This window comes from Streptomyces sp. GESEQ-35 (genome assembly GCF_017948485.1).
Classification (GTDB): Bacteria; Actinomycetota; Actinomycetes; order Streptomycetales; family Streptomycetaceae; genus Streptomyces.
This window is the reverse complement of record NZ_JAFFSX010000031.1, coordinates 87,634-112,552: the sequence shown is the minus strand read 5'-3', so window position 1 is coordinate 112,552 and position 24,919 is coordinate 87,634. Positions and strand designations below refer to the sequence as shown.

At 70.6% G+C, this 24,919-nt stretch carries 24 protein-coding genes and 2 pseudogenes; 13 read left to right on the top strand and 13 right to left on the bottom strand.

Annotated features, from left to right (window positions below; all coding sequences use genetic code 11):
• Nucleotides 1–20: 20 nt before the first annotated feature.
• Nucleotides 21–503 carry a VOC family protein gene (locus KCH87_RS41010; RefSeq protein WP_210593008.1) on the bottom strand — a complete coding sequence of 161 codons (483 nt, stop codon included), beginning with the start codon at nt 501–503 and terminating at the stop codon, nt 21–23.
• 124 nt (nt 504–627) lie between these two features.
• Between KCH87_RS41010 and KCH87_RS41005 the strand changes: the two genes are divergently transcribed.
• From KCH87_RS41005 to KCH87_RS40995, 3 genes are all read left to right on the top strand, one after another.
• Nucleotides 628–1,836 carry an epoxide hydrolase family protein gene (locus tag KCH87_RS41005; protein WP_210593007.1) on the top strand — a complete coding sequence of 403 codons (1,209 nt, stop codon included), beginning with the start codon at nt 628–630 and terminating at the stop codon, nt 1,834–1,836.
• Nucleotides 1,837–1,966: 130 nt separating this feature from the next.
• Nucleotides 1,967–2,620 (top strand): ATP-dependent Clp protease proteolytic subunit, encoded by a 654-nt coding sequence (locus KCH87_RS41000; RefSeq protein WP_210593006.1) that lies wholly within the window; start codon nt 1,967–1,969, stop codon nt 2,618–2,620.
• 2 nt (nt 2,621–2,622) lie between these two features.
• Nucleotides 2,623–3,225: a ClpP family protease gene (locus KCH87_RS40995; RefSeq protein WP_210593005.1), complete on the top strand. Its 603-nt coding sequence runs from the start codon at nt 2,623–2,625 to the stop codon at nt 3,223–3,225.
• 13 nt (nt 3,226–3,238) lie between these two features.
• On the opposite strand, the gene KCH87_RS40990 is transcribed toward KCH87_RS40995, so the two are convergent.
• Nucleotides 3,239–3,682 (bottom strand): RodZ family helix-turn-helix domain-containing protein, encoded by a 444-nt coding sequence (locus tag KCH87_RS40990; protein ID WP_210593004.1) that lies wholly within the window; start codon nt 3,680–3,682, stop codon nt 3,239–3,241.
• Between the two features lie 187 nt (nt 3,683–3,869).
• Between KCH87_RS40990 and KCH87_RS40985 the strand changes: the two genes are divergently transcribed.
• Nucleotides 3,870–4,754, top strand: coding sequence for an RNA polymerase sigma factor SigF (locus KCH87_RS40985; RefSeq protein ID WP_210593003.1), 885 nt, complete (start codon nt 3,870–3,872; stop codon nt 4,752–4,754).
• Nucleotides 4,755–4,793: 39 nt separating this feature from the next.
• Here KCH87_RS40985 and KCH87_RS40980 read toward each other — a convergent pair whose 3' ends face one another.
• Nucleotides 4,794–5,249 (bottom strand): ATP-binding protein, encoded by a 456-nt coding sequence (locus KCH87_RS40980; protein WP_210593002.1) that lies wholly within the window; start codon nt 5,247–5,249, stop codon nt 4,794–4,796.
• A gap of 95 nt (nt 5,250–5,344) precedes the next feature.
• On the bottom strand, nt 5,345–6,538 hold the full coding sequence (locus KCH87_RS40975; protein ID WP_210593001.1) for a DUF6777 domain-containing protein: 1,194 nt from the start codon (nt 6,536–6,538) through the stop codon (nt 5,345–5,347).
• A 159-nt stretch (nt 6,539–6,697) separates the two neighbouring features.
• Here KCH87_RS40975 and KCH87_RS40970 point away from each other — a divergent pair, with 159 nt between their 5' ends.
• The gene (locus tag KCH87_RS40970; RefSeq protein WP_210593000.1) at nt 6,698–7,957 is read left to right on the top strand and encodes a streptophobe family protein; all 1,260 of its coding nucleotides are present in this window, start codon (nt 6,698–6,700) and stop codon (nt 7,955–7,957) included.
• 96 nt (nt 7,958–8,053) lie between these two features.
• Here the strand turns inward: KCH87_RS40970 and KCH87_RS40965 are convergent, their stop codons facing one another.
• The 4 genes from KCH87_RS40965 to KCH87_RS40950 are packed head-to-tail and all read right to left on the bottom strand — an operon-like array spanning nt 8,054 to nt 12,386.
• Nucleotides 8,054–9,046: a serine/threonine-protein kinase gene (locus KCH87_RS40965; protein WP_210592999.1), complete on the bottom strand. Its 993-nt coding sequence runs from the start codon at nt 9,044–9,046 to the stop codon at nt 8,054–8,056.
• On the bottom strand, nt 9,036–9,581 hold the full coding sequence (locus tag KCH87_RS40960; protein WP_210593032.1) for a hypothetical protein: 546 nt from the start codon (nt 9,579–9,581) through the stop codon (nt 9,036–9,038). The genes KCH87_RS40965 and KCH87_RS40960 overlap by 11 nt, the downstream gene beginning before the upstream one ends.
• A 9-nt stretch (nt 9,582–9,590) precedes the next feature.
• Nucleotides 9,591–11,930, bottom strand: a complete 2,340-nt coding sequence (locus tag KCH87_RS40955; RefSeq protein WP_210592998.1) for an FHA domain-containing protein — start codon at nt 11,928–11,930, stop codon at nt 9,591–9,593.
• 45 nt (nt 11,931–11,975) lie between these two features.
• The gene (locus KCH87_RS40950) at nt 11,976–12,386 is read right to left on the bottom strand and encodes a hypothetical protein (protein WP_210592997.1); all 411 of its coding nucleotides are present in this window, start codon (nt 12,384–12,386) and stop codon (nt 11,976–11,978) included.
• 357 nt (nt 12,387–12,743) lie between these two features.
• Here KCH87_RS40950 and KCH87_RS40945 point away from each other — a divergent pair, with 357 nt between their 5' ends.
• Nucleotides 12,744–13,145, top strand: a complete 402-nt coding sequence (locus KCH87_RS40945; RefSeq protein ID WP_210592996.1) for a nuclear transport factor 2 family protein — start codon at nt 12,744–12,746, stop codon at nt 13,143–13,145.
• Nucleotides 13,146–13,205: 60 nt separating this feature from the next.
• Nucleotides 13,206–13,367 (top strand): annotated as a pseudogene (locus KCH87_RS40940) (DUF1905 domain-containing protein); the annotation flags it as partial.
• On the opposite strand, the gene KCH87_RS40935 reads toward KCH87_RS40940, so the two are convergent.
• Complete coding sequence (locus KCH87_RS40935; RefSeq protein ID WP_210592995.1) at nt 13,357–14,280, bottom strand: AraC family transcriptional regulator; 924 nt, start codon at nt 14,278–14,280, stop codon at nt 13,357–13,359. The pseudogene KCH87_RS40940 and the gene KCH87_RS40935 overlap by 11 nt on opposite strands.
• A gap of 101 nt (nt 14,281–14,381) precedes the next feature.
• Between KCH87_RS40935 and KCH87_RS40930 the strand changes: the two genes are divergently transcribed.
• Nucleotides 14,382–15,365 carry an oxidoreductase gene (locus KCH87_RS40930; protein WP_210592994.1) on the top strand — a complete coding sequence of 328 codons (984 nt, stop codon included), beginning with the start codon at nt 14,382–14,384 and terminating at the stop codon, nt 15,363–15,365.
• Here KCH87_RS40930 and mgrA read toward each other — a convergent pair.
• Nucleotides 15,355–16,347, bottom strand: coding sequence for an L-glyceraldehyde 3-phosphate reductase (gene mgrA, locus KCH87_RS40925; RefSeq protein ID WP_210592993.1), 993 nt, complete (start codon nt 16,345–16,347; stop codon nt 15,355–15,357). The genes KCH87_RS40930 and mgrA overlap by 11 nt on opposite strands.
• A 116-nt stretch (nt 16,348–16,463) precedes the next feature.
• Between mgrA and KCH87_RS40920 the strand changes: the two genes are divergently transcribed.
• Nucleotides 16,464–17,351, top strand: a complete 888-nt coding sequence (locus tag KCH87_RS40920) for a LysR family transcriptional regulator (RefSeq protein WP_210592992.1) — start codon at nt 16,464–16,466, stop codon at nt 17,349–17,351.
• A gap of 25 nt (nt 17,352–17,376) precedes the next feature.
• Nucleotides 17,377–17,886, top strand: coding sequence for a DUF664 domain-containing protein (locus KCH87_RS40915; RefSeq protein ID WP_210592991.1), 510 nt, complete (start codon nt 17,377–17,379; stop codon nt 17,884–17,886).
• Here the strand turns inward: KCH87_RS40915 and KCH87_RS40910 are convergent.
• Nucleotides 17,874–18,938 (bottom strand): adenosine deaminase, encoded by a 1,065-nt coding sequence (locus tag KCH87_RS40910; protein WP_210592990.1) that lies wholly within the window; start codon nt 18,936–18,938, stop codon nt 17,874–17,876. The two genes, KCH87_RS40915 and KCH87_RS40910, sit on opposite strands and share 13 nt — an antisense overlap.
• 34 nt (nt 18,939–18,972) lie before the next feature.
• Nucleotides 18,973–19,365 (bottom strand): VOC family protein, encoded by a 393-nt coding sequence (locus KCH87_RS40905; RefSeq protein ID WP_210592989.1) that lies wholly within the window; start codon nt 19,363–19,365, stop codon nt 18,973–18,975.
• A gap of 145 nt (nt 19,366–19,510) precedes the next feature.
• Here KCH87_RS40905 and KCH87_RS40900 point away from each other — a divergent pair.
• Nucleotides 19,511–19,968, top strand: a pseudogene (locus tag KCH87_RS40900) (pyridoxamine 5'-phosphate oxidase family protein).
• Between the two features lie 452 nt (nt 19,969–20,420).
• On the opposite strand, the gene KCH87_RS40895 reads toward KCH87_RS40900, so the two are convergent.
• Complete coding sequence (locus KCH87_RS40895) at nt 20,421–21,068, bottom strand: TetR/AcrR family transcriptional regulator (RefSeq protein ID WP_210592988.1); 648 nt, start codon at nt 21,066–21,068, stop codon at nt 20,421–20,423.
• Between the two features lie 121 nt (nt 21,069–21,189).
• Here KCH87_RS40895 and KCH87_RS40890 point away from each other — a divergent pair, with 121 nt between their 5' ends.
• Together KCH87_RS40890 and KCH87_RS40885 are read left to right on the top strand one after the other, a co-directional pair.
• A complete protein-coding gene (locus KCH87_RS40890; RefSeq protein WP_210592987.1) occupies nt 21,190–24,051 on the top strand; it encodes an amino acid permease in 2,862 nt (953 codons plus the stop codon).
• A complete protein-coding gene (locus KCH87_RS40885) occupies nt 24,048–24,887 on the top strand; it encodes an SDR family NAD(P)-dependent oxidoreductase (protein ID WP_210592986.1) in 840 nt (279 codons plus the stop codon). Before KCH87_RS40890 ends, KCH87_RS40885 begins: the two co-directional genes overlap by 4 nt.
• Nucleotides 24,888–24,919: the final 32 nt, after the last annotated feature.

The window sequence follows — 24,919 nt, the reverse complement described above, 5'->3', positions numbered from 1 at the left end:
CGGTCACCGCGCTGTGTGCCCTACTCGCCCGCGTACGCCTTCTCCAGGGCGGCGATGTCGATCTTGCCCATCTTCATCATGGCCCCGATCGCGCGGGAGGCCTTCTCCGTGTCCGGGTCGGTGGTCAGCTCGATCAAGCGGTCGGGGACGACCTGCCAGGACAGGCCGTACTTGTCCTTCAGCCAGCCGCAGGGGCCGGGCTCGCCGCCGCCCTCAAGGAACTTGTTCCAGTAGAAGTCGACCTCTTCCTGGTCCGCGCAGGCGATCATGAAGGAGATCGCCTCGGTGAACTTGAACTGCGGGCCGCCGTTCAGGGCCACGAACCGCTGGCCGTTGGCCGTGAACTCGACGGTCATCACGGTCCCGGCGGGCTGCATGGCACCCTCGGTGTAGCGGGCGACCGTGCCGACACTGGAGTTCTTGAAGATCGAGACGTAGTAGTGAGCGGCCTCCTCGGCCTGGTCGTCGAACCACAGGCACGTGGTGAATCCGTCGGTGGCCATGAGTTACCTCCTGGGGCGTGGAACGCGGTCACCTGTATCGACCGATCCTGTCCCCGGAACTCATCGGCCGTGCGGCCGATTCATCCACGTGGCCTCTACACCCTCCCGGCATAGCATCGCGAGCATGACTTCGACGCCCGCCGACGGCATCCGTCCCTTCCGCATCGACGTGTCCCAGAGCGACCTCGACGATCTTCACTACCGGCTGGACCACGCCCGGTGGCCGGACATGCTGCCGGGGGTGGGCTGGTCGTACGGCGTCCCGCGCGACTATCTCCAGGAGCTCGTACGGCACTGGCGGCACGCGTACGACTGGCGTGCGGCCGAGGCGCAGCTCAACGAGTGGCCCCAGTTCACGACCACGATCGACGGGGCGAACGTGCACTTCGCACACATCCGCTCCCCGGAACCGAATGCCACCCCGCTGGTCATCACGCACGGCTGGCCGGGCTCGATCGTCGAATTCCTCGACGTCGTCGGGCCGTTGACCGACCCGGCCGCGCACGGGGGTGATCCTGCCGACGCGTTCCATGTCGTCGTTCCGAGCATTCCCGGGTTCGGGCTGTCCGGGCCCACCTCCGACACCGGGTGGGAGGCCGGGCGGATCGCCGACGCCTGGGCCGAGTTGATGACGCGGCTCGGCTACGAGCGGTTCGGCGCACAGGGCGGCGACTGGGGATCGGCCATCTCCCGTGAGCTGGGCCGCGCCCACCCGGACCGGTTGATCGGCGTGCACCTCAACCTGCTGCCGGGCGCGCAGGCGACCCATGAACCCACGGCCGAGGAACTGGCCGAGCTGAGCCCCGAGGAGCAGGAGCGCACGCTCGCCTCCTGGCGCGGCTGGAGCGCCTGGTCGGCCGAAAGCGCCGGGTACGCGATCCTGCAGTCCACCAAGCCGCAGACCCTGGCGTACGGGCTCACGGACTCGCCCGTCGGTCAACTCGCCTGGATCGTGGAGAAGTTCCAGGAGTGGACGGACTCCGAGGAGCTGCCCGAGGAGGCCGTCGACCGGGACCGGCTGCTCACCAACGTGATGCTGTACTGGCTGACCGGGACCGCCGGTTCGTCCGCCCGCGCCTACTACGAGCGGGCGCACGCCCCGGCCGACCGGGCCGGAGCGCCCAGGCAGCCGTCGACCGCGCCGACCGCACTCGCCCTGTTCCCGGCGGAGCCGCAGATCCCGCTGCGGTACAAGGCGGATCGCACGGAGAACATCGTGCGGTGGACGGAGCTGGACCGGGGCGGGCACTTCGCGGCGATGGAGGAGCCGGATCTGCTGGTCGAGGACGTGCGGGCCTTCTTCCGGCAGCTGCGCGAGAAGAGCGACGGCTGACCCCCGCCGGAAAGGGCTCTGCCCACGGCGAATCTGCCGCGGGCAGAGAAATCCCCGGTGGGGGCGGTTCCCGGCCGAGAGTGGAGAGCGCAAGCAACGACGACTCGACACCTCGAAAAGGAGCGCGCCGATGTCTCCACTCATCGCCGGCCGCGGGCCGGCCCTCATGCCTCGGGCGGAGGAGGGCGACACCCCTGCGACCCGGTTCGACGACCACCTCGCCGCCCAGCTGCTCGCCCAGCGGATCGTCCTGCTCGGCACCCAGGTCGACGAGGTCTCCGCGAACCGGGTCTGCACCCAGCTGCTCATCCTGTCCGCCGAGGACCCGCGCACCGACATCAGCCTGTACATCAACAGCCCGGGCGGCTCGGTGCACGCGGGCCTCGCCATCTACGACACGATGCGGCTGATCCCCAACGACGTCTCGACACTCGCGATGGGATTCGCCGCCAGCATGGGCCAGTTCCTGCTCAGCGTCGGCACGCACGGCAAGCGGTACTCGCTGCCCAACGCGCGCATCATGATGCACCAGCCGTCGGCGGGTATCGGCGGCACCACCGCCGACATCGAGATCCAGGCGGACAACCTGGACCAGCTCAAGCGGACCATCGAGCGGCTCACCGCGGAACACACCGGCCAGAGCCCGGAGACCATCTCCCGGGACGGCGACCGCGACCGCTGGTTCACGGCCGAACAGGCCCAGGAGTACGGCATGGTGGACCGGGTCGTCGAGTCGCTCGACGACGTGCGCCCGGCCGCGACGCGACGACGGATGGGGCTGTGATCATGGGGACGTACACGATTCCGAACGTCGTCGAGCGGACCCCGCAGGGCGAGCGGTCCTACGACGTGTTCAGCCGGCTGCTGTCGGAGCGGATCATCTTTCTCGGCACCGAGATCGACGACGGCGTCGCCAACGTCGTCATCGCGCAACTCCTCCATCTGGAGTCGGCGGCACCCGAGAACGAGATCGCGATCTACATCAACTCCCCCGGCGGCTCGTTCACTTCGCTGATGGCGATCTACGACACGATGACCTACGTGCAGGCGCCGATCTCCACGTTCTGCGTCGGCCAGGCGGCCTCCACCGCGGCCGTCCTGCTGGCCGGCGGGGACCCGGGGCGGCGGATGGTGCTCGAGCACGCGCGCGTGCTGCTCGGCCAGCCCGCGTCGGGCGGCCGGCAGGGCACGGTCTCCGATCTGGCTCTCCAGGCCAAGGAGATGGTGCGGATCCGTGCGCAGGTCGAGGAGGTGCTGGCCCGGCACACGCACCACGAGATCGCGACACTGCGTGCGGACATGGACCGCGACAAGGTGTTCACGGCCGAGGAGGCCGTGGCCTACGGACTGGCCGACGAGGTGGTGAGCCGGCGCCTGGTGGGTGCCTGAGCCGCCGGTCCCGTCAGGCTGCCAGGCAGAGGCCGTTGTACTGCGATGTGCCCATGGCCCGGCTGCGGGTGAGCTCGCTGTGCGCCAGCGACAGCAGATCGCCCAGGCCCAGTCCGAGGGCATGGGCGGCGGCCGCGAGGACCTCCGAGGAGGCCTCCTTGCGGCCGCGCTCCACCTCCGACAGATACGGCATGGAGATGCGGGCGGTCTCGGCCACGTCCTTGAGCGTGCGCTCCTGCGCAAGCCGCTCACGCCGCAGGACGTCACCGATCAGGTCACGCCAGAGAGGTTCCTTGGGAGCGGCGGGCGACGGGGAACGGTCCGGCGCGGGGGCGACGGGCGCGATGGGGCGGGCGGAGGCTGGGCGGGCCGCGGTCCCCGGGCGGGCGGTCGCCGGGTGCTGGGCCGGCGGGCGCAGGGGGATGACGCGGGCTTCGTTCGGCGCTTGGTTGCTCACCTCTTCAGACTAGATTCCCTCGACTCCAAGGGAAGGGACCGGCGTTCCGCCCTGGGTGGAATCGCGCGGGCGCCCACCCAATTTCCGCCGCTCGTGGGCCCGATGGGCATGCGACGGGCGGACCTGGGTACTCGCTTCTGGGAGACCGAGGCCGAGTCGTGGATGACTTGCGTGGGGAGAGGACGACATGGACACCGCCGTGATGCGGTCGGAGGCAGAGGTCGAACAGACCGCCGGGACCAGCACGGAGATCGGGCCACTGCCGGACATCGAGAACCCCCGGACCGTGGCTCCGCGGGACGCGCGGGAGCTGTCCCGCCAGTTCTTCCACCGCCTGTCGGAACTCGACGAGGGCACGCACGACCACCAGTACGCGCGCAACACGCTCATCGAGATGAACATGTCCCTCGTGCGGTTCGCGGCCGGCCGGTTCCGGGGTCGCGGGGACGACATGGAGGACATCGTCCAGACCGGGATGATCGGCCTGATCAAGGCCATCGACCGGTTCGAGCTCAGCCGCGAGGTCGAGTTCACGTCGTTTGCACTGCCGTACATCGTGGGTGAGATCAAGCGGTTCTTCCGCGACACCACCTGGGCCGTGCACGTGCCGCGCCGGCTTCAGGAGCTGCGCGTCGACCTGGCCAAGGCACGGGACGAACTCGCCGGCCGGCTGGACCGGGAGCCCACCGTCGCCGAACTCGCCACGCTCATGAACATCGAAGAGACCGAGGTGATCGAGGCCCAGGTCGCCTCCAACGGCTACAACTCCGCGTCCCTGGACGCCGCCCTCACCGGCGACGGCCCGGAGGACGGGGAGGCGGTGCTCGCCGACTTCATCGGCGTCGAGGAGGACGGACTGCGGCTCGTCGAGGACTGCCAGTCGCTCGCCCCGCTCATGGCCGAACTCAGCGAACGGGACCGGCAGATCATCCATATGCGGTTCGTCGAGGAGGCCACACAGGCGGAGATCGGCGCCCGGCTGGGCTGCTCCCAGATGCATGTGTCCCGGCTGATCAAGCGGATCATCACGCGATTGCGCCAGGGCATGCTGGGCGAGCTCGGCTGCGCCTGACCCGGCCCGGAGCCGCCCTCACCGGCGGCTTCGGCCGCCTCATTCGCCGCTGAGGCCCACCACGACGCGGACGCGCTTGCCGACCGGCACACGTTCGACGACGACCTCCTCCGCCAACGCGTGCACTATCTCCAGGCCGTGCCGGCCCACGCGCTCGGGGTCCCGGGGGAAACGCCGGGGCAGCGCGGCGCTGCTGTCGTAGACGCACACGGCCACCGCGGCGTCCGTGCCCTCCAGATCCAGGATGTACGGCCCGTTGCTGTGCCGGTCCGCGTTGGTGATCAGCTCGCTCACCACCAGGAGCACCGCTCCCTCGGCCCGCTCGTCGATCTCGGCACACCACTCTGTTCTGAGCTGGTCGAGGAAGAACGCGGCGAAGGACCGCGCTTCGGCGATGCATCCCGCTGCGCCGGTGTAGTGCGCCGCGCGCCGTAGGGGTTCCACGGGGACGTCGAAACCAGTCGTTACCACTGACCCGTCCAGGTGTTCGATCATGCGTTTCTCTCTCGGAAGCCGGACTGGCCGGACGCTGCTGCATCAGTGCTCGTACCCCGAGTGGCGCGGGGCAGTCCCCACTGCTGCACAGCCGGTCAGCTGGTGGGCGTTTCCGGCGTGCTCGTGGTGTCGGAGCCCAGCGGCGCGTCGGCCGACGAGGACTCGGGCGAAGGCGGCTCGGTGCTCGTCCCAGGCTCGGAAGTCGGCGTCTCGGGGGACGGGGACTCGGTGGACGGCGACTCGGAACTCGGGGTCACCGAGGACGGGGCGGTCGAGGTCGGCGGGCACGGGGTCGTCCCGTCGGCCGGCGTTCGCGTGGCCGTCGAGTCGCAGGGCGAGGGGCTCTTGCCCGACGGCGATGTCGAGGTCGACACGCTCACCGAGGGTGTGGGCCGGACGGGCGGGTCGGTCTTCCGGTCCTTCTCGCCGGTGTCACCCCGCTCGCGGGCGAACCAGTCGTCGCGCTCGGGGTCGTACACCACGAAGATGTTGATGATCGTCGTCGAGGGTGACACCACCACGACATTCGAGGCCCGGTACGACGGCCACGAGTCGCCCGTCTGCCTGGGCGTCGTGCCCTGGGCGACCGGCGGGGTCAGCGGGTTGCCGCAGGCGCAGCGCACCCGGGGGACACCACGGTCGTCCACGAGAACGGCGGTGCCGGACTGTAGGACGGCCTGGTAACTGGTGGCGGTGCCGTCGCGGTAGCCGTGGTTGGTGACGCGCGTGTCCATGCGCAGCTGTACGGGGGTGAGTGAGCGCAGATAGGCGGGCACGCCGGACGGGTCGACGCCGGCGACGGAGGCGAACGCCCTGTTCTTGTCCGGGGCCGCCTGGAGCGCCTTGATCTGTTTCTCCACATCACAGCCGGCGACGTTCCGCGTGCCGCCGTACAGGCCGGGTGCGCCACCGTCGACACCGCGCACCGCGTTCGAGGGCGCGGGCTGGGTGGGGGACGCCGAGACCGGCGGGGCGGAGTTGTCGGCCGCCGTCGACTCCGTGAAGGGGTCGGGGCCCGTCTTGCCCGCCGCCTGGAGGAAGACCTCGCTGTCCTTGCCCGATCCGCCGTCGGAGCGGGTGAAGACGAGGCCCAGGACCACGGCGGCCACCACCACGGTGGTCAGGATCGCGACGCGGGGGGCCGACCGCCACCACGGCCGGCGGGGTTCGGGCGTCTCGTCACCACCACCCGGCGGCTGCGACGGCGGCCCGGGCGGCTGGGAAGGCCCCGACAGCGGCCCGGAGGGCGGTCCTGTGGGGCGTCCGGAGGACGGCGGTTCGACGCTCACGAGCCCTTCTTCCCGACGCGGCATTGCTTATATCTGCAGAGACTTCTCACATTTGTCCGCTACGTCCTCATTGTGTGCCGCGGTCCCGTGCCCCCCGCAAGCCGACGCGGACGGACCTCCCGGCGGGCGGGCCCACCGGGTACTGCTTAGCGTGGCGGCGTGAGCCTTCGTACCCGCTCCGACCAGGCGGTCGCCCGGCACGGCTGGGTCCAGGCCGTCGCCGTCGTGCTGGCCGGGCTGGTCGCGATGGGAGTGACCGCGGCCCTGGGGCTCTGGGCGGCCGACGCGACCGACCTGCCGGACGGCGCGTTCCCCCGGGTCGTCGCGGCGACGGTCGTCACGGCCGTCGGAGGCACCATCGAGCTGTCGGGCAACGCCGGGGACCTCGCCGACACTTCGGCCGGACTCACCGTGATCCCGCTGTCCGTCACCCTCGTCGGCGCCCTCGTCCTCGCCGCCGGTTTCCTACGGCCACTGCGGCACCGCGCGGTGGCCGGTGCCCAGGAGCTGGCGGGCTGGGCGGCCAGGATCGCCGGGCTGTGGCTGCTCGGACTCATCGGCCTCGCCCTCGCGGCCCGGCAGAGGTTCACGATCTCCGTCGGGGACGACTCGCTCGGCGAGCTGGTCGATCTGTTCGGCGCCTCACCGAAGGTCGGCTTCGAGACCGATGTGCCGCTGACGCTCGTGTTCGGCCTGCTGTGGCTGGCCGGTGTGCTGGTGCTGGCGCTGCTGGTCTCACGCAGGGCGCCGCTGCCGCCCCGGCTGCTGCGCTTCCAGGAGTCGGTGCGCCCGGCCGCGTACGCGATGGTCGTCCTGCTCCTCGCCTACGTCGCTCTCGGCATCGTCATCGCCCTCGTCACCGCCGCGACGCGCGGGAATGCCGCGGAGACCCTCGCCGTGGTGCTGCTCGGACTGCCGAACCTGGTCTGGCTCGCGTTCACGATCGGGCTCGGCGCGACCTGGAAGGGCCAGGTGGAGGGGCCGTTCGGGCTGCCGATGCCGCAAGTGCTGGACGAGGTGCTGCGCGGCCCGGACATCTCCACCCTCAACCTGAGCACGCTCGCCGAGCAGGACGGCCGGGTGTGGTGGCTCGTGGCCGTCGACGCCGTACTGCTCCTGTCCGCCGCGTTCCTGATGGCGTCCCGCTCGCCACGCCGGATGCGGGCCTGGCAGCACGCGGTCCACCTGGCGGTGGCGCTCGCACTCACCGTCCTCATGGTCTGCCTCCTCGGCCGGATATCCGCGCACTACGGCCTGTCCGTGCTCGGCATCGGCGACTTGGGCGGCGACCTCGGCGGGGAGCTGTTCCTACGCCCGGAACTGTGGTCGGCGCTGGGCCTGGCCGTGCTGTGGGGGCTGGTAGCCGGTTTCCTGGGCGCGCTGATGGCTCGACGGGTACGGCGGCGCGGCCAGGCATGAAGTCGCCCCGCTCGGCAGCGCCCCGAAGGGGTGCGGGGAACTGCGCGACCAGCCACGACGGACCCGCAGAGACGCACGGGCCCTCCTGCGGAACACCTAGTCCCGCCCTCCGAACACCGGTTCGGCCCAGCGCGGCGGCGCCTTCGGCTCTTCCCGCCGCACTCCGACGGCCCTCACATCGACCTCCGTCGCCGGGTGACCGGACCCCGCCCCGCCGCGCATCGCGGATCGCACCGCGGCGACGAAGGCGAGGCAGGAGTCGTACCGGTCGTCGGGTCTCTTGGCCAAGGCCTTGGCGAACACCGGGTCGACCTGCGGGGCGAGGTCGGGACGCGCCTCGGTCAGCGGCGGCGGTTCGTCGTACTGGTGGGCCCAGAGCAGGGCCATGTCGTCGTCGCGCCGGAAGGGCGGGCGGCCGGCCAGGCACTCGTAGACGACGCAGGCGAACCCGTAGACGTCGCAGCGCCCGTCGACGGGTTTGCCGGAGATCTGCTCGGGGGCGACGTAGTCGAGCGTGCCGACGAACTGGCCGACGGTCGTGAAGCCGGTCAGGGAGAGCGACTTCTTCGTCAGGCCGAAGTCGGTGAGGTAGACGTGCTCGGGGTGGTCGCTGTCGGTGCCACGGGAGACCAGGATGTTGCCCGGCTTCACGTCCCGGTGCACCAGACCGTGCTCGTGGGCCGCGTCGAGCGCGGAGGCGACCTGAGCGGCGATGCGCAGGACCGTCGTTGGCGGCAACGGGCCCTGGCGGTCGAGGAGATGACGCAGGTCGCTGCCGTCCACGTACCGCATCGCGATGTACAGGACGCCGTCCGTCTCGCCCGCCTCGAAGACCGGGACGATATGCGGGTGGTCGATCGCGGCGGCCGCCCTGGACTCGTGGGTGAAACGGCGGCGGAAGGTGTCGTTGCGGGCGAGTTCCGGGGCGAGGAGTTTGAGGGCGACGGTGCGCTCCAGACGCAGGTCCCGGGCGCGGTAGACGACGGCCATGCCGCCGCGGCCGATCTCGCGCTCGATGCGGTAGTCCGCCACCTGCGTGCCGATGAGTTCGGAGGGGCGGCCGGAGAAGAAGCTCGTGTCACGTGCCATCGGGCGTCACGATCTCGGTGGGGGCGCGGCCGGGAGCCTCGGCGGCGGCAAGGGGCTCGTCCTCGGCCGCGAACGTGCTCGCCCGCGCCCCGTCCGCGTAGACCCAGCGCGCCTGCTCGACGTCGTACAGCCACACATGCTCCCCGTCGACGACGATCCCGATGCGCAGCCCGCGCGTTCGGCTGCGGAAGGCCTCGCCGTCCAGGGCGCCGGTCGCGAGTTCACCGACGGCGGCGCGGTAGTGCGCGAGGGTCTGTTCGGCGTGGGTGAGCAGGGGGCGCGGGTCGTCGCTGCGGGTGAGCGGACCGCCGGGCACGGGCGGATCCTGGGGTACGGCGACCAGGTAGCGGCCGTCGACCCAGGCCGACCAGCCGTTGGCGCACAGGACGTGCCCCCAGTCGCCGCGCCGCTCGACGAGCTGGACCGGCAGCAGCGGGTCGAGGGGCGCCGTGGGCCGGGCGGGGTCGGGGGTCTCCCAGGCGGGCATTCCGTGCTGCGGGACCACGTGGGTGGGGCGGAAGCCGGGGGTCGCCATCATGGACGCCTACTTCCGCATCACGACGGGTTCGTGGCGGCGCAGCAGCCGGGACACCACGTACCCGAAGACCATCGACAGCACGACCAGCATGCCCATGTTGAGCAGCCAAACGCCCACCGAGTGCTTGAACAGCGGGTCGCCGGTCAGCTCGCCGGGCACGATCCGGGCCAGGTCGACCGTGCCGGCCATCGCGCCGAACGCCCAACGGGAAGGCACCAGCCAGGACAGCTGCTCCAGACCGATCACCCCGTCGATCTTCAGCAGCGCGCCGCAGAAGACGACCTGGACGATGGCGATCAGCACGAGCAGCGGCATCGTCACCTCCTCCTTGCCCACCAGGGCGGAGACCAGCAGGCCGAGCATCATCGCCGTGAAGGCCAGCAGGGCGACGGCGAGGGTGATTTCCACGAGGGGCGGCAGCAACACGCCTTGTCCGTCGGGCGCCTTGAGGTCGACGCCGAGCAGGGCCACGAGGGTGAGCACCACCGCCTGTAGCACGGTGATCGTTCCCAGCACGACGACCTTGGACAGCAGGTAGGCCGATCTGGACAGGCCCACGGCCCGCTCACGCTGGTAGATCACCCGTTCCTTGACGAGTTCGCGCACGGCGTTGGCCGCGCCCGTCAGGACTCCGCCGACGCAGAGAATCAGCAGCGCGCTCATCGCCTTGTCCTCGGTCAGCCCGCCGCCCGCCAGGGCCCTGGCCATGGCGCCCATCACGAACGGCAAGGCGATCATGATGGCGAGGAAGGTGCGGTCGGCGCTGAGCGCGGTGGCGTACCGGCGGATCAGGGTGCCCAGTTGGGCGCGGCGGCTGCGCGGCCGGGGCGGCGGGGCGACGGCCACCGGGGCCGATCCGCCCAGCCGGGGCTGCGCGGTCGCCTCGGTGATGTAGCGGCGGTGGAAGGGCGAGGAGCCGAACTCCCCCGCCCAGTCCCGTTCGGTGTCCCGTTCGAACGCCTCGAAGGCCTCCGGCCACTCCTCGAAACCGAAGAAGGCGAGGGCGTCCTCGGGCGGTCCGTAGTACGCGATCCGGCCTCCGGGCGCGAGCACCAGGAGCCGGTCGCAGACGTCGAGGCTCAGGACGCTGTGGGTGACCACGATGACGGTCCGGCCGTCGTCGGCGAGGCCTCGCAGCATATGCATCACCGAGCGGTCCATGCCGGGGTCCAGACCCGAGGTCGGCTCGTCGAGGAAGAGCAGCGACGGCTTGGTCAGCAGTTCCAGGGCCACGCTGACCCGCTTGCGCTGCCCGCCGGAGAGGCTGTGCACGGGCTGCCGGGCCCGCTGCTCCAGACCCAGTTCGCCGATCACCTCGTCGACCCGGGCCCGGCGCTCGGCCTTGGCGGTGTCCTGCGGGAAGCGCAGTTCGGCGGCGAAGGACAGGGCGCTGTGGACGGTCAGCTGGGCGTGCAGGATGTCGTCCTGCGGGACGAGGCCGATGCGCTGGCGCAGCTCCGCGTAGTCGCGGTAGAGGTCACGGCCGTCGTACAGGACGGCGCCTTGGTCCGCGGGGCGCTGGCCGGTCAGGGCGTTGAGCAGCGTGGACTTGCCGGCGCCGCTCGGGCCGACGACCGCGAGCAGGCACTTCTCCCCCACCGGGAACGACACATGGTCGATCAGCGTCTTGCGGCCGCGGTCGACGGCGACCGCGAGGTCCTGCACGTCGAGGGAGATCTCGCCGGTGTCGACGTACTCCTGTAGCTCGTCGCCGACCAGGCAGAACGCCGAGTGGCCGATGCCGACGATGTCGCCGGGGCCCATCGGCGCGCCGGTCACGGGCAGGCCGTTCAGGAAGGTGCCGTTGTGGCTGCCGAGGTCGACGATCTCGTAGCTGCCGTCCGGGAGGGCGCGCAGCTCGGCATGGTGTCGGGAGACCACCAGGTCGTCGATGACCAGGTCGTTGTCGTCGGCACGGCCGATGCGGACGGTGCGGGAAGGCAGCGGCCGTACGGTGGTGGGCCGGCGGAAGGTGCCTGTGAGTGCGGGCATGGAGACGGCGGACGGGCGCTCAGGAGCCGGTGCGCGGGCTCCGACCAGGACGGCGCGCGGGCCGTCGGACGCATTGCCGAAGCGGATGACGCAGCCTGGCCCCACGTCCCAGGCGTCGACACGGCGGCCGTCGGCATAGGTGCCATTCGTGCTGTGCTCGTCCTCGAGGGTCCAGTGGCCGTCCGCGGTCCGCAGTACCGCGTGGTGCCATGAGACCCGGGCATCGTCGATGACGATGTCGCTGAGTGGATCGCGCCCGACGTGGTATTCGTGACCCGGACTCATCACCGTGGAGCCGGTGTCGGTCTCCAGGACGAGTTCAGGTGCTGTCGACGCTACCGGCCGTTTCGCCATGCCGGAATTCTATCGATTCGTTCACATACGCGCCCAACGCAAGATTCAGGCGACCGGCGCGAACAGGGTCGCGGTGGTCCGCTGCATCCGCAGGGCGTCCACGGACTCCGCGAGCAGCTCGTACTCGGTGGTGTCGTCGCTCACGGCGACCCTGACTAATCGCCCCGCGGCCAACTCGTCGCCGACCAGGCCCTGTTGGGCCACGTCACGGCACCAGGCGCGCAGCACGGCGGGCACGTCGGCCACGGTGCCGGAGACGGGGACGAGCGCGCCGGGCGGAAGGTGCTCCGCCTCCGGCTGCGGATCCAGACGGTCGGCGATCCAGGAGGCACGGTCGCGCAGCCACCACAGGGCGAGGGCGAGCGTGGGTGCCCGGTAGGTTCCCAGGGGCACTCCGATACGCCGACCGTCGCAGGTGCCGTACCCCGTGACATGGCACAGGAATTCGTCGTGCACGATCCACTCCCCGTTTGTTCCGCTCGCCGGTGTTCCGGTCCTCGCTTTCGTGCGGCTCTGGTGCAGTGCGCGGCTTGTGCTCCGCGCGGCTCATGCGCGGTGCGTGACGGAACCCTCGCCTGCTGTGAAGGCCCTCAAGTTGAGTATGTTCACTACTGAATCACTGTCACCATGAATTTCCGGCCAGTCTCCTGGCATATTCACCACGGCCGTTGGCCGAAAGGCGGCGGGCGCGGCCATTACCCGAGGGGTAATCGACGGTCTCCCGCGGGCCGGGCATGGTTGCCGTACCAGGTCGCCACGGAGCGATCCGGGCTCCGACCAGCACCGTACGACCTCGATGGAGGCTGATCCCGCATGTCCGCGAACACCGACCGTCACGAGAGTGCCGTCGCCCGTTATTTCGAGGCCTGGAATGCCTCCGAGCCGGAGGAACTGGCCAAGGCGGTCGCCGCTGCCTGGACCATTGACGGCGCCTACACCGACCCCCTTTCCGACGTCGGCGGGCACGAGCAGATCACGGCCGTGATCGCGGCGGCGCACGAGCAGTTCCCGGGCTTCGCCTTCCGGCTGGTCGGCTCCGTCGACGGGCACCACGACACGGCGCGCTTCTCCTGGGAGCTGGTGAGCGAGGCTGGGGGTACCCCCTCTGGGGGAGGTTCGGCGCCGGTCGCCGGCTTCGACGTGATCACGCTGGGCGCGGACGGTCGTATCCGGTCCGTGCTGGGCTTTCTGGACCGGGTGCCCGCCGGGGCGTGAGACCGGCGATGAGTTTCTGCGCTCGCGGTGGTCTCTCCGGTACACGACCACCGCGAGCGGGAGGTCCGCGGCACGATGGACGGACATCCCTTCCGCAGCTCGTTCATGGCCCTGGGCGACGGCACGCACAAGCTGCCCGTCAGGGCCGCCCTCCGCAAGGCCATCGGCAAGGCCGAGGGCGACACGGTGACCGTGCACCTCGAAGAGCGGCTCAGCTCCTGACGGCGTCCCGGTAGCGCCGCGGTGCGACGCCGACCGCTCGCTTGAAGGCGTTGCTGAAGGCGCTCTCGGAGGTGTAGCCGACGGAGCGGGCGAGGGTCGCGACCGGGGCGGTGTCCTGCCGGAGGGCGCGGGCGGCCAGGCTCATGCGCCAGTTCAGCAGGTAGGTCAGGGGAGGCACCCCGGCCGCCTCCTTGAACCGTACGGCGAACGTGGTCCGGGACATCGCCGCCGCCCGCGCCAGCTCCTCCAGCTGCCAGGGGTGGGCCGGGTCACCGTGCATCAGGCGCAGCGCCGGGGCGAGGCGTTCGTCGGCAAGCGCGCGGAGCCAGCCGGGCGGCAGTCCGTCGGCCTCGGTGAGGCAGATCCGCAGCACCTGCACGAAGATCAGCTGGGCGAGCTGGTCCGAGGCGAACTCGACGCCGGCCCGGCTCGTCGTCATCTCCTGCGCCAGTTGGCCGATGAGCCAGCGCAGCACCTCCGCCTCGGCCACGTCAGCCCGTACGTGGATGAGCTCCGGCAACGCCCGGCGCAGCAGCTCGCCGCTGTCCCGGCTGACGTCGATGTGCCCGGAGACGCAGAGGACGTCCTCGTCCTCACCGTCGCCGAGCCGGGCCATCCGGGTCGCGGGGTCCATGAGGGGCCGACCCGACGCGAGCGGTTCCAGGCCGGGTTCACTGCACAGCACATACGGCTGCCGGCCGTCGGACACCGCGACATCCCCCTCGGCCAGCCGCAGCGGCTCGCCGCCGGTCTCCAGGACCAGCAAGCAGCTGCCCCGCACCACGGCGAGCACCTTCAGCTTGTCGCGCCCGTGCAGCCGGACGGCCCAGCTCCCGCCGGCCGTGAAGCCACCGGAGAAGACACTGCGGGCGTCGGCGACGGCGAGGGCGTCGGAGAGCGGGTCTGCGGACATGCTCGAACTATCACGCAAGTACTGCGGATTCTCAAGCATTCATCGTACGGATCCGTCGACTTACGGTGGTCTGGACGGCTCACGTTGAGGAGAGACAGGACATGACCACCACACAGCACCCCCTGGGTTCCGGCTTCGGCGCAGCGTCCACCGCCGAGGAGGTGATCAAGGGGATCGACCTCACCGGCAAGGTCGCGATCGTCACCGGCGGCTACTCCGGCATCGGCCTGGAGACGGCACGCGTCCTGCAAAGCGCCGGCGCCGACGTCGTCGTACCCGCGCGGGACCTCGAGCGGGCCCGGGGCGCGCTGAAGGACGTGCCCGGCGCCGAGGTCGCATACCTGGACCTGCTGGATCCGGCGTCGATCGACGCCTTCGCGGAGAAGTTCCGGGCGTCCGGGCGTCCGCTGCACATCCTGGTCGACAGCGCCGGGATCATGGCGACCCCGCTGATGCGGAACGCGCGCGGGTACGAGGGACAGTTCGCCACCAACCACCTGGGGCACTTCCAGCTGGTCGCGCGCCTGTGGCCGGCGCTGGTCGCGGCCGACGGGGCGCGGGTCGTGTCGGTGTCGTCGCGGGGCATCCGCTTCTCGCCCGTCGTCTTCGACGACCTGCAGTTCGAGGACCGGCCCTACGAGCCGTTCGTGGCCTACGGCCAGTCGAAGACGGCCAACGCCCTGTTCGCCGTGGAACTGGACCGGCGAGGCCGGGCGGAGGGCGTGCGGGCCTTCTCCGTACACCCCGGCATGATCGTCGACACCGGTCTGGCCAAGCACATCCCCGAGGAGGCCCTCCGGGCGGCCGGCGCCCTCGACGACCAGGGCCGCCCCGTGCGCGACCCCGCCCGGCAGTACAAGACCGTCCAGGAGGGAGCCGCGACCAGCGTGTGGTGCGCCACCAGCCCGCAGCTCGACGGGCTGGGCGGCGTCTACTGCGAGAACTGCGACATCAGCCCTCTGGTGACCGCCGAGACCGAGGCCGAGTGGCGCGCCGACGCGGGCCGGCCCGGAGTCCTGCCGTACGCCGTCGACCCAGAGGCGGCGGCCCGCCTCTGGGAGGTCAGCGAGCGGCTTACGGCGTGACGAGCGCGTCGATCCGGGCCAGCTCGTCCGCGTCGAAGTCGAGGTTGCTGATGGCGCCGACGCTGTCCTCGATCTGCTGGGGGCTGCTGGCGCCGACGAGGGCGGAGGTCACCCGGCCGCCGCGCAGGACCCAGGCCAGCGCCATCTGGGCCAGGGTCTGGCCGCGGGACTTGGCGATCTCGTCGAGCGAACGCAGCCGCGCGACCAGCTCCTCGGTCAGCGCCTCGGACTTCAGGAACGGGCTGTCGCTCGCCGCCCGCGAGCCCTCCGGTACGCCGTCGAGGTAGCGGGCGGTGAGCACTCCCTGGTCCAGCGGGGAGTAGGCGATGGAGCCGACCTGGAGCTCGTCGAGCGCGTCCAGGAGACCCCCGTCCTCGGGGCGGCGGTCGGTCATCGAGTAGCGCGGCTGGTGGATCAGCAGCGGGGTGCCGAGCTCACCGAGGATGCGGGCGGCCTCGCGGGTCTGCTCCGCCGAGTAGTTGGAGACGCCCACATACAGCGCCTTGCCCTGCTGGACCGCCGTGTGCAGGGCGCCCATCGTCTCCTCCAGGGGAGTCTCCGGGTCGGGGCGGTGCGAGTAGAAGATGTCGACGTAGTCCAGGCCCATCCGGGCGAGAGACTGGTCGAGCGAGGACAGCAGGTATTTGCGGGAGCCCCACTCACCGTACGGGCCGGGCCACATCAGGTATCCGGCCTTGGTGGAGATGACCAGCTCGTCGCGGTAGGCCGCCAGGTCCGTCTTGAGGGCCTCGCCGAAGGCGCTCTCGGCGGCTCCGGGCGGCGGACCGTAGTTGTTCGCCAGGTCGAAGTGGGTGACGCCGAGGTCGAAGGCGCGGCGCAGGATGGCGCGCTGTGTCTCGACCGGGCGGTCCGGGCCGAAGTTGTGCCACAGGCCGAGCGACAGAGCGGGCAGCTTCAGGCCGCTGCGTCCGGTGCGCCGGTAGGGCATGTCCGCGTAGCGGTCGGGGTGTGCGGTGTACAACGCGACTCCAGAGGGGTTGGCGCGGTTTCTGAGGACCTTTGTCCACTCTTTCGCGACCTGGAGCCATTGGTCCAACAGAAGAATCCGATGGAATTCAGCGGATAGGCTTCTCAGTCATGGAACTGCGTCATCTTCAGCATTTTGTCGCGGTCGCCGAGGACCAGCACTTCACCCGTGCCGCCGAGCGGCTGCTGGTGTCCCAGTCCGGGCTGTCCGCCTCCATCCGGGCGCTGGAGCGCGAGCTTCAGACCCCGCTGTTCGTGCGCACGACGCGGCGGGTGACGCTCACGCCGGCCGGGCGGGCGCTGCTGGGCGAGGCGGAGCGGATCCTCGCCCAGGTGCGGTCGGCCCACGAGGCGGTGGCCGCGGTGCAGGGCGTGCTGCGCGGCATGCTGGCGCTCGGGTCGGAGCAGTGCATCGCCGGGGTGCATGTGGCCGGGCTGCTCGCCGCGTTCCGGGGCCGGCATCCGGACGTGGAGATCTGTCTGCGGCAGGCGGGCTCGGGCGCGCTGGCCGAGGAGGTCGCGGCCGGGCGCCTCGATCTGGCGTTCACTGTCCGGACGGCGGGCGAGGACACCGATCAGCTGCGTGCCGTCCCGCTGACCAGCGAGCCGATGACACTGCTGTGCCATCCCAGCCATCGGCTGGCGCAGGCCGGTTCGGCCGTGACGCTGGGGGAGCTGGGCGGCGAGGTCTTCGTCGACTTCCACCCGGACTGGGGTCCGCGGCGCACCACCGACGCCGCGTTCGCCGACGCGGGCGTGCGACGGAAGGTCGCCCTGGAGGTGAACGACGTGCACAGCCTGCTGGACATGGTGGACGAGAACCTCGGCATCGCCGTCGTACCGCGGCATTTCCGGCACAAGCGCGAGTCGTTGACGGCGCTGTCGGTGAAGGACACCGACGAGATCGTGTACGAGACCGTCGCCCTGCTGCCGCCCGCGCAGGCCACCAGCCCGGCGGCCCGGGCACTGATGGCGTTGCTGGAAACGGAGAGCGGCTGAGCGGCGGGTGCGCGATGGTGGACGTATGCATGCAAAGGACGTCCTCATCGACGGGTTCAACCGCATCCAGGAAGAGGTCCATGCCGCCGTCGACGGTCTCGGGCCGGACGAGCTGCACACCCGGCCCAGCGCCGACGCCAACTCCATCGCCTGGCTGATCTGGCACCTCACACGTGTCCAGGACGACCACATGGCGGACGCCTTCGAGCTCGACCAGGTGTGGCTGGCGCAGGACTGGCAGAAGCGCTTCGGCCTCGACCTGCCCCGCCACGACACCGGCTACGGCCACAGCTCGGCGAAGGTCGCCAAGGTCCGGGTCGACTCCGCCGGCCTGCTGACCGGCTACTACGACGCGGTGCACGAGCAGAGCCTTCAGGCGCTGCGCCAACTGGCCGCGAAGGACCTGGAGCGCATCGTGGACGAGCGCTGGGATCCGCCGGTCAGCCTGGGCGTCCGGCTGGTCAGCGTCCTGTCCGACGATCTCGAGCACGTCGGACAGGCCACCTACGTCCGGGGGCTGCTTCAGACCGCGTAACCCGGCATGACGACGTCCTCGATGAGGGCCTTGCGCTCGTCGAACGGGATGAAGGCGCTCTTCACGGCGTTCACGGTCACCGCCCGCAGATCCTCGACCGTCCAGCCCGCCTCGGCGACCAGCAGGGACATCTCACGGGTCATCGTCGTGCCGGACACCAGACGGTTGTCGGTGTTGAGGGTGACCCGGAAGCCCAGATCCTTCAGGGCGGTGATCGGGTGCTCGGCGATCGAAGTGGCGGCGCCCGTCTGGAGGTTGGAGGTCGGGCACATCTCCAGCGCGACACGGCGGTCGCGCACCCAGCCCGCGAGACGGCCGAGTTTGCCGTCCACGATGTCCTCGGTGATACGGACGCCGTGGCCGATGCGCTGGGCGCCGCACACCTGGAGGGCCTGGTGGATGCTGGGCAGCCCGTGCGCCTCGCCGGCGTGGATCGTGAACGGGACGCTCTCGCGGCGCAGATGCTCGAAGGCGGCCAGGTGGTCGGCGGGCGGGAAGCCGTCCTCGGCGCCCGCGATGTCGAAGCCGACGACTCCGGCGTCCCGGAACGCGACGGCCAGGTCGGCGGCCTCCCGGACGCGGTCGAACATCCGCATCCCGCACAGCAGCGTGCCCACCCGGACCGGCGTGCCCGCGGCCGCCGCCTTGGCCATGCCCGCCGCCAGGCCCTCCTGGACGGTCTCGACGACCTCGGGCAGGGTCAGCCCGCCGTTGGTGTTCAGCTCGGGGGCGTAGCGCACCTCGGCGTAGACGACGCCGTCCGCGGCGAGGTCGAGGACGTACTCCTCGGCGGTGCGCAGCAGGCCCTCGCGGGACTGCATCACGGCGAGGGTGTGCTCGAAGGTGGCGATGTAGCGGACCAGGTCGCCGGAGTTCGCGGCGTCGTAGTACCAGGCGGCGAGGGCGTCCGGGTCCGTGGTCGGCAGGGTGTGGCCGACCTCGTCCGCAAGCTCGACCACGGTGGCGGGGCGCAGCCCGCCATCGAGGTGGTCGTGCAGGACGGCCTTGGGGAGGCGGCGGAGGGCGTCGGCGTCTATGCGCGTAGATGACATGTGCGGTGGTTCCTCGACGATCGGTTGAGCGGGGTCAGGCCGCCGGCTGGAGCAGGTCCCAGCGGTTGCCGTACAGATCCTGGAAGACGGCGACCGAGCCGTACGGCTCGTGCCTCGGCTCCTCCAGGAAGGTCACGCCCGCGGCGAGCATCCGGGCGTGGTCGCGGGCGAAGTCGTCGGTGTGCAGAAAGAAGCCGACACGCCCACCGGTCTGGTCGCCGACCCGCCCGCGCTGGGCGTCGCCCTTGGCGCGCGCGAGCAGCAGCCCGGTCCCCCGCGCCCCGGCACCGGGCTCGACCACGACCCAGCGGGAGCCGTCCGGGCGCGGCGCGTCCTCGACGAGCCGGAATCCGAGAGCCTCGGTGTAGAAGCGGACCGCCTCGTCGTAGTCGTCGACGACGAGGGTGACCAGGGCGATGTGTCTCATCGGGGCCTTTCGGGGTATGGATTTAGCGGGAGAGGTTATACGTAAAACCTCGCGCACGCCAGTCGCACGCATTCAGTGTCTCGGTCTCCGGCCCTAGGGCCTCGGCCCGAGGTGCCGGAGCATCGCGCCCGGTAGCGTCCCGGCCATGAAGATCACCGACGCGCCCCGGACCCCGGCTCACCGCAAGAGCGACCTGCTGGCCCGGCTGGAGCGGGAGACCGATGTATGGGTGGCCTCGGCGGACGGCGAGGGCGTGCCGTGTCTGGTCGCGCTGTGGTTCGTCTGGGACGGGGCGTCCGTCTGGTGGTCACCCGCGTCACCAATCCCACGGGGCGCAATCTGCGGGACGGTCGGCGGACCCGGCTGGCGCTCCCGGACAGCGGCGACGTCGTGCTGATCGACGGTGTCGTGGACACCTTCGCCACCGCGGACGTTCCCGGCGCCACGGCCGAGGCGTTCCTCGCGAAGACCGGCTGGGATCCGCGGAAGGACAGCCTCTCGTACGCGTTCTTCCGTGTGCGGCCGCATGCCGTACAGGCGTGGCGCGGGGAGCACGAGTTGCGGGGGCGGCATCTCATGCGGGACGGCGCGTGGGTGGTCTGACGCGTATGACCGTGGACGGTCTTCCCCGCGACCGTGGGGCAGACCGGTCCAGTGGTCAGCACATGACGGGGACCGCCGCTACGGGGCGTGAGTCTCCCCGAAACGGGCGTCGGGCGAAGGGGCGCCGAGCGTGGCGGCGCCGTCGTTCGTGTCTCCCCGGGCGCGGACGCGGTCAACTCGGCCTTGCCGTCCCGGTCTGCGTCGATGAGCCGCAGGGCGCCGCCGAACCAGTCGCCGTTCTCGTTGTCACCGGGAACGGACGGCGTGCTCTGGCTGAAGCCGGCCAGGCCTCTCGGGGTGAGGCTGTTGATGTCGTTGGCCGGGGCGGCGATCGCGGCGTCGGCGTTGACATTGACGTCCGCCACAGTGACGGCACCGCCGAAGCGGTCACTGGTCGTGTCGTTCGAGCTTCGTTGGACTCTTCGCCGCCGCAGGTCTCGCGACTCACCCCGTCAACTGGGGTTGCTCCCCTCCGACGCGGACCGATGGCAGGAGACCAGCGTGTCGATGAGGGTGAACACCTCGTCCGGGTCGCTGCCTTCCGGATCGGCGAGCCAGGCCAGGACCAGCCCGTCGAAGAGCACGGAGATGAGACGGCCGAGCGTCTCCGCACCGCCCGACACTTCGATGTCCCTGGCCGCCAGCCAGGGAGCGATCACCGTCGTGGCCGATTCCCGGTAGGCCTGGTATTGCCGGCGGGCCATGTCGCGCAGCGCCGGGGTGCGCAGTGCCAGTGCCGTCAGCTCATACATGGCCAGTTGCCTGCCCGGCTCCACCTGCTCATCACGTCGTACGACGTCGAAAGCGGCCCGCAAGTGGTCCCGCAGGCTCACGTCGGAGCCGCCTTCGGTGCTGGAGACGACGGTGGCCACGCCTTCCCCGAGCTCTCGGATGACCTCCGCGATGAGCTCCTCGAAGAGCTCCTCCTTCCCCGAGAACCAGTAGTGGAACGTGCCGTGCGGCAGCCCTGCCTCCTGGGTGATGCGCCGGGTCGTCGCCGCTGCCACACCCTCCTTGGCGATCACTGAACGTGCGGCAGTGATCAGCTCGGTGCGACGCGCGTCGTCGGCTCGGCGGCGGGGAGTACGCGGACCAGTCATGGCCACAGAATGCCATACATCTGACTTGGCCACTTGACCAAGCCAGATGGCCAGGATAGCTTCCCGGCCATCGTCGGCGCTGCGCCGCGCCGCTGGAACACCGACATTCCGGGAGCACCGCATGGCACGTCGAACCACGATCGAACCCTCCGGGCCCCCATCCCCCGGCGACCGTCGCGTCCTGTCCACGGGCCGGGTGGTGTTCCTGGTGATCGCCGCCGCCGCGCCGCTGGCGGCGATGGTCGGCAATATCCCGCTCGCCCTGATCTACGGAAACGGCGCCGGCCTTCCGGCCGCCTTCCTGGTCGGCATGCTGATCCTGCTGTGCTTCTCGGTCGGCTATGCGGCGATGGGCCGCCGGGTGGTGAACACCGGCGCCTTCTACACCTACATCGCCCGCTCGCTGGGCAAACCGGCAGGCATCGGCGCCGCCTATGTCGCAGTGTTGGCTTACACCGCGCTGACCTGTGGACTGGTGGGCTCCTTCGGGTACTTCACCCGGCTGGTGCTGCTGACCGAGAACGTCGACCTGCCCTGGTACCTGTACAGCGCGGTCGCGCTCGTCCTCGTCGCCGCGCTCGGCTACCGCTCGGCGGACCTGTCGGCGAAGGTCCTGGGCACGCTGATGATCGGGGAGTTCGCGGTCCTGCTCGTCTTCGACGTCGTCGCCGCCGGCCGACACGGCGGCGACGCGTTCCCCGCGGCCTCCTGGACCGGCGGTCAGGTCTTCTCCGGATCGGTCGGCATCGCGTTGATGTTCGCCTTCGTCAGCTTCGTCGGATTCGAGTCCGCCGCGCTGTACGGCGAGGAGACCCGCTCGCCCGAGCGCAGCATTCCACGGGCGACCTACATAGCGGTGACCGCGATCGGGCTGTTCTACATCCTCACCAGCTGGATCGTGATCGGTGCCGCGGGTGGCAGTCGGGCACCGGATCTCGCGGGCAAGGAGCTGGGTGACCTGGTGTTCACGCTGATCCAACGGGACGCGGGCACCAGCCTGTACAACATTGCCGCCGTCCTGCTGTGCACCAGCCTGCTCGCCTCCCTGCTGGCGTTGCACAACGCCGCGAGCCGATACCTGTTCGCGCTGGGCCGCGAACGGGTCCTGCCGCACCGGCTCGGGCGTTACCACCCACGGCACCTCAGCCCGCACATCGGCAGTCTCACCGTCACGGTCGTGGCCACGATCACGACGGTGTGCTTCGCGGTGAGCGGCGCGGACGCCTACACCGCCTTCGCCGCCAGCACGATCGGGCTCGGCACCCTCGGCGTCATCGCACTTCAGGCCGGGGCCGCCGTCGCGGTGATCGTGTTCTTCCGGCGACGCCCTGACCGTGACCTCTGGCGCGGCGTCGTCGCCCCGGCGATCGGGTTCGCGGGCCTGGCCACCGGGTTCGCCCTGGCGGTGGTCAACTACGCGACGCTGACCGGGTCGGCTTCGACGGTCGTCAACGCGGTTCCCGTCACCCTCGCGGTCGCCGCCGCGGCCGGCGTCGTGGTCGCCCTCCGGCTGCGCAGCAGCAAGCCTGCCGTCTACGCCGGCATCGCCGAATCCCAGCTGCGCCGACGAGACCGTACGGCCGCCTCACCGCCGCCGACCGCCTACCGGCGGAAGTACTGCCTGGTCGGTGCGGGACCCTCCGGTCTGGTCATGGGCCGGGCGCTGGTCCAGGAAGGGGTGCCCTTCGACTGGTTCGAGAAGCACACCGAGGTCGGCGGCATCTGGGACATGGACAACCCGGGCAGCCCGATGTACCGGAGCGCGCACTTCATCAGCTCCAAGTACACCAGCGGTTTCTACGGTTTCCCGATGCCCGCCGACTATCCGGACTACCCGACGTGGCGACAGATCCGCGACTACATCCGTGAGTTCGCCCACGCCTACGACCTGCCGCGGCACATCACGTTCGGGGTGGCGGTCAGCAGCGCCGAACCGCTGCCCGACGACCGGTGGAGCGTCACCCTGTCCACCGGTGAAGTCCGTGTGTACGACGGCCTGATCGCCGCGCCCGGTGTCACCTGGCACCCGAACGAACCGACACTGCCCGGCGCGGAGACCTTCACCGGCGAGATCCGGCACTCGGTGACCTTCCACGACGGCATGGAGCTGCGGGACAAGCGGGTGCTCGTCGTCGGCGCCGGCAATTCCGGCGTCGACATCGCCTGCGACGCCGCCCGGCACGCGGACGCGGCGTTCCTGTCGGTGCGGCGCGGCTACCGCTACGTACCGAAGCACGTCTACGGAGTGCCGACCGACGCCCTGCTGGCCGGGCTGCTTGAACCGCCCAAGGGGGTCAGTCTGCCCAGCGACCCGACCGAACTCGTGGACACGCTCGTCGGCGATCTCACCCGGCTCGGCCTTCCCGCCCCCGACCATGACCTGCTCACCAGCCACCCGATCATGAATACGCAGGTGCTGCACCATCTCGCGCACGGCGACCTCATCGCCAAGCCCGACGTCCGTCACCTCACCGCGACGGGTGTCGCCTTCGCCGACGGCAGCAGTGAGGACATCGACGTCGTTCTGCTCGCCACCGGCTACGAGTACCGGGTCCCGTTCCTCGACGAAGGGCTGCTGCGCTGGAAGGCCGGCCACCCGCAGCTCTATCTCAACGTCTTCTCCCGCGAGCACGACTCCCTGTACGTGCTCGGCTTCATCGAGTTCGCCGACGCCGCCTACAAGCGTTTCGACGAGATGGCCCAGCTCATCGTCATGGACATCCGGGCCCGCGAGACCGGCACCCACAAGGCCGACCTGGACCGGCTCAAGAGCGACGACACCCCCGACCTCAGCGGCGGGATGCGGTACCTGGACAGCCCACGCCACGCCAACTACGTCAACAGCCACGCCTACCAGACCTACCTGGCAGAGCTGCGGGACCGCTTCGACTGGCCGTACGTCACCGAGACGACCTACTCGGCGGCACCCGCGGAGCAGAAGGCCCCTGCCGCCCCCGAACGCACGACGGAGGTGCCGGCTTGAATCGCGCGTACTGGGCCGGACGGCACACCGTCGTCACCGGCGGCACCAGCGGCATCGGACTGGCGACCACGCGTGCCCTCCTCGACGCGGGCGCCCACGTCACCGCAATCGGTCTCGCCGACGACGCCGCGATCCGACTGGCCGCCGAGCAGCACGACAACCTCCTCGTCGCGCCCGCCGACGTACGACGCGAGGACGACCTGAGCGCCGCCTTCAAGGACGCCCGAACGCACTTCGGCGCGGTCCGGTCCCTGATCTGCTGCGCGGGCATCACCAAACCCGGCTACTTCACCGACCTCACCACCGACGACCACCGCCGCCACATGGAGGTCAACTACTTCGGCACACTGTTCGCGGTCCAGCAGGCCATCCCGGACCTCATGGCCGACGGTCACGGCACAGCCGACGGACGCGGGAGCATCACCTGCGTCTCCTCGGCAGCAGGCTTCCTCGGCGTCTTCGGCTACGGGGCCTACGCGCCCAGCAAGTTCGCCGTGAGCGGCCTGTGCGAAGTACTCCGCCAGGAACTCGGACCGCGCGGGGTCACCGTCACCGTGGTCTACCCGCCCGATGTGGACACGCCCATGCTCGCCGGCGAAACACCCCTCAAACCCCCCGAGTTGCGGGCCCTCTCCAGCGGCGAGAACGCACTGAGCGCGGATCAGGTGGCGCAGGCCCTCATCACGGGCACCGAAACCGGCAGACCCAGAGTCATCCCCGGGGCGAGCACCCGGCTCCTGCGTTTCGCGTCCGGAGCCGCTCCCGGCCTGCTCGCCCGATACATGGACCGAGTCATCGCCAGGGTCCAGCGAAACCCGGAGGTCCCCTCGCCCTGAAGGCCGCAACAGCGGCGGTACCGCGTCCAGCC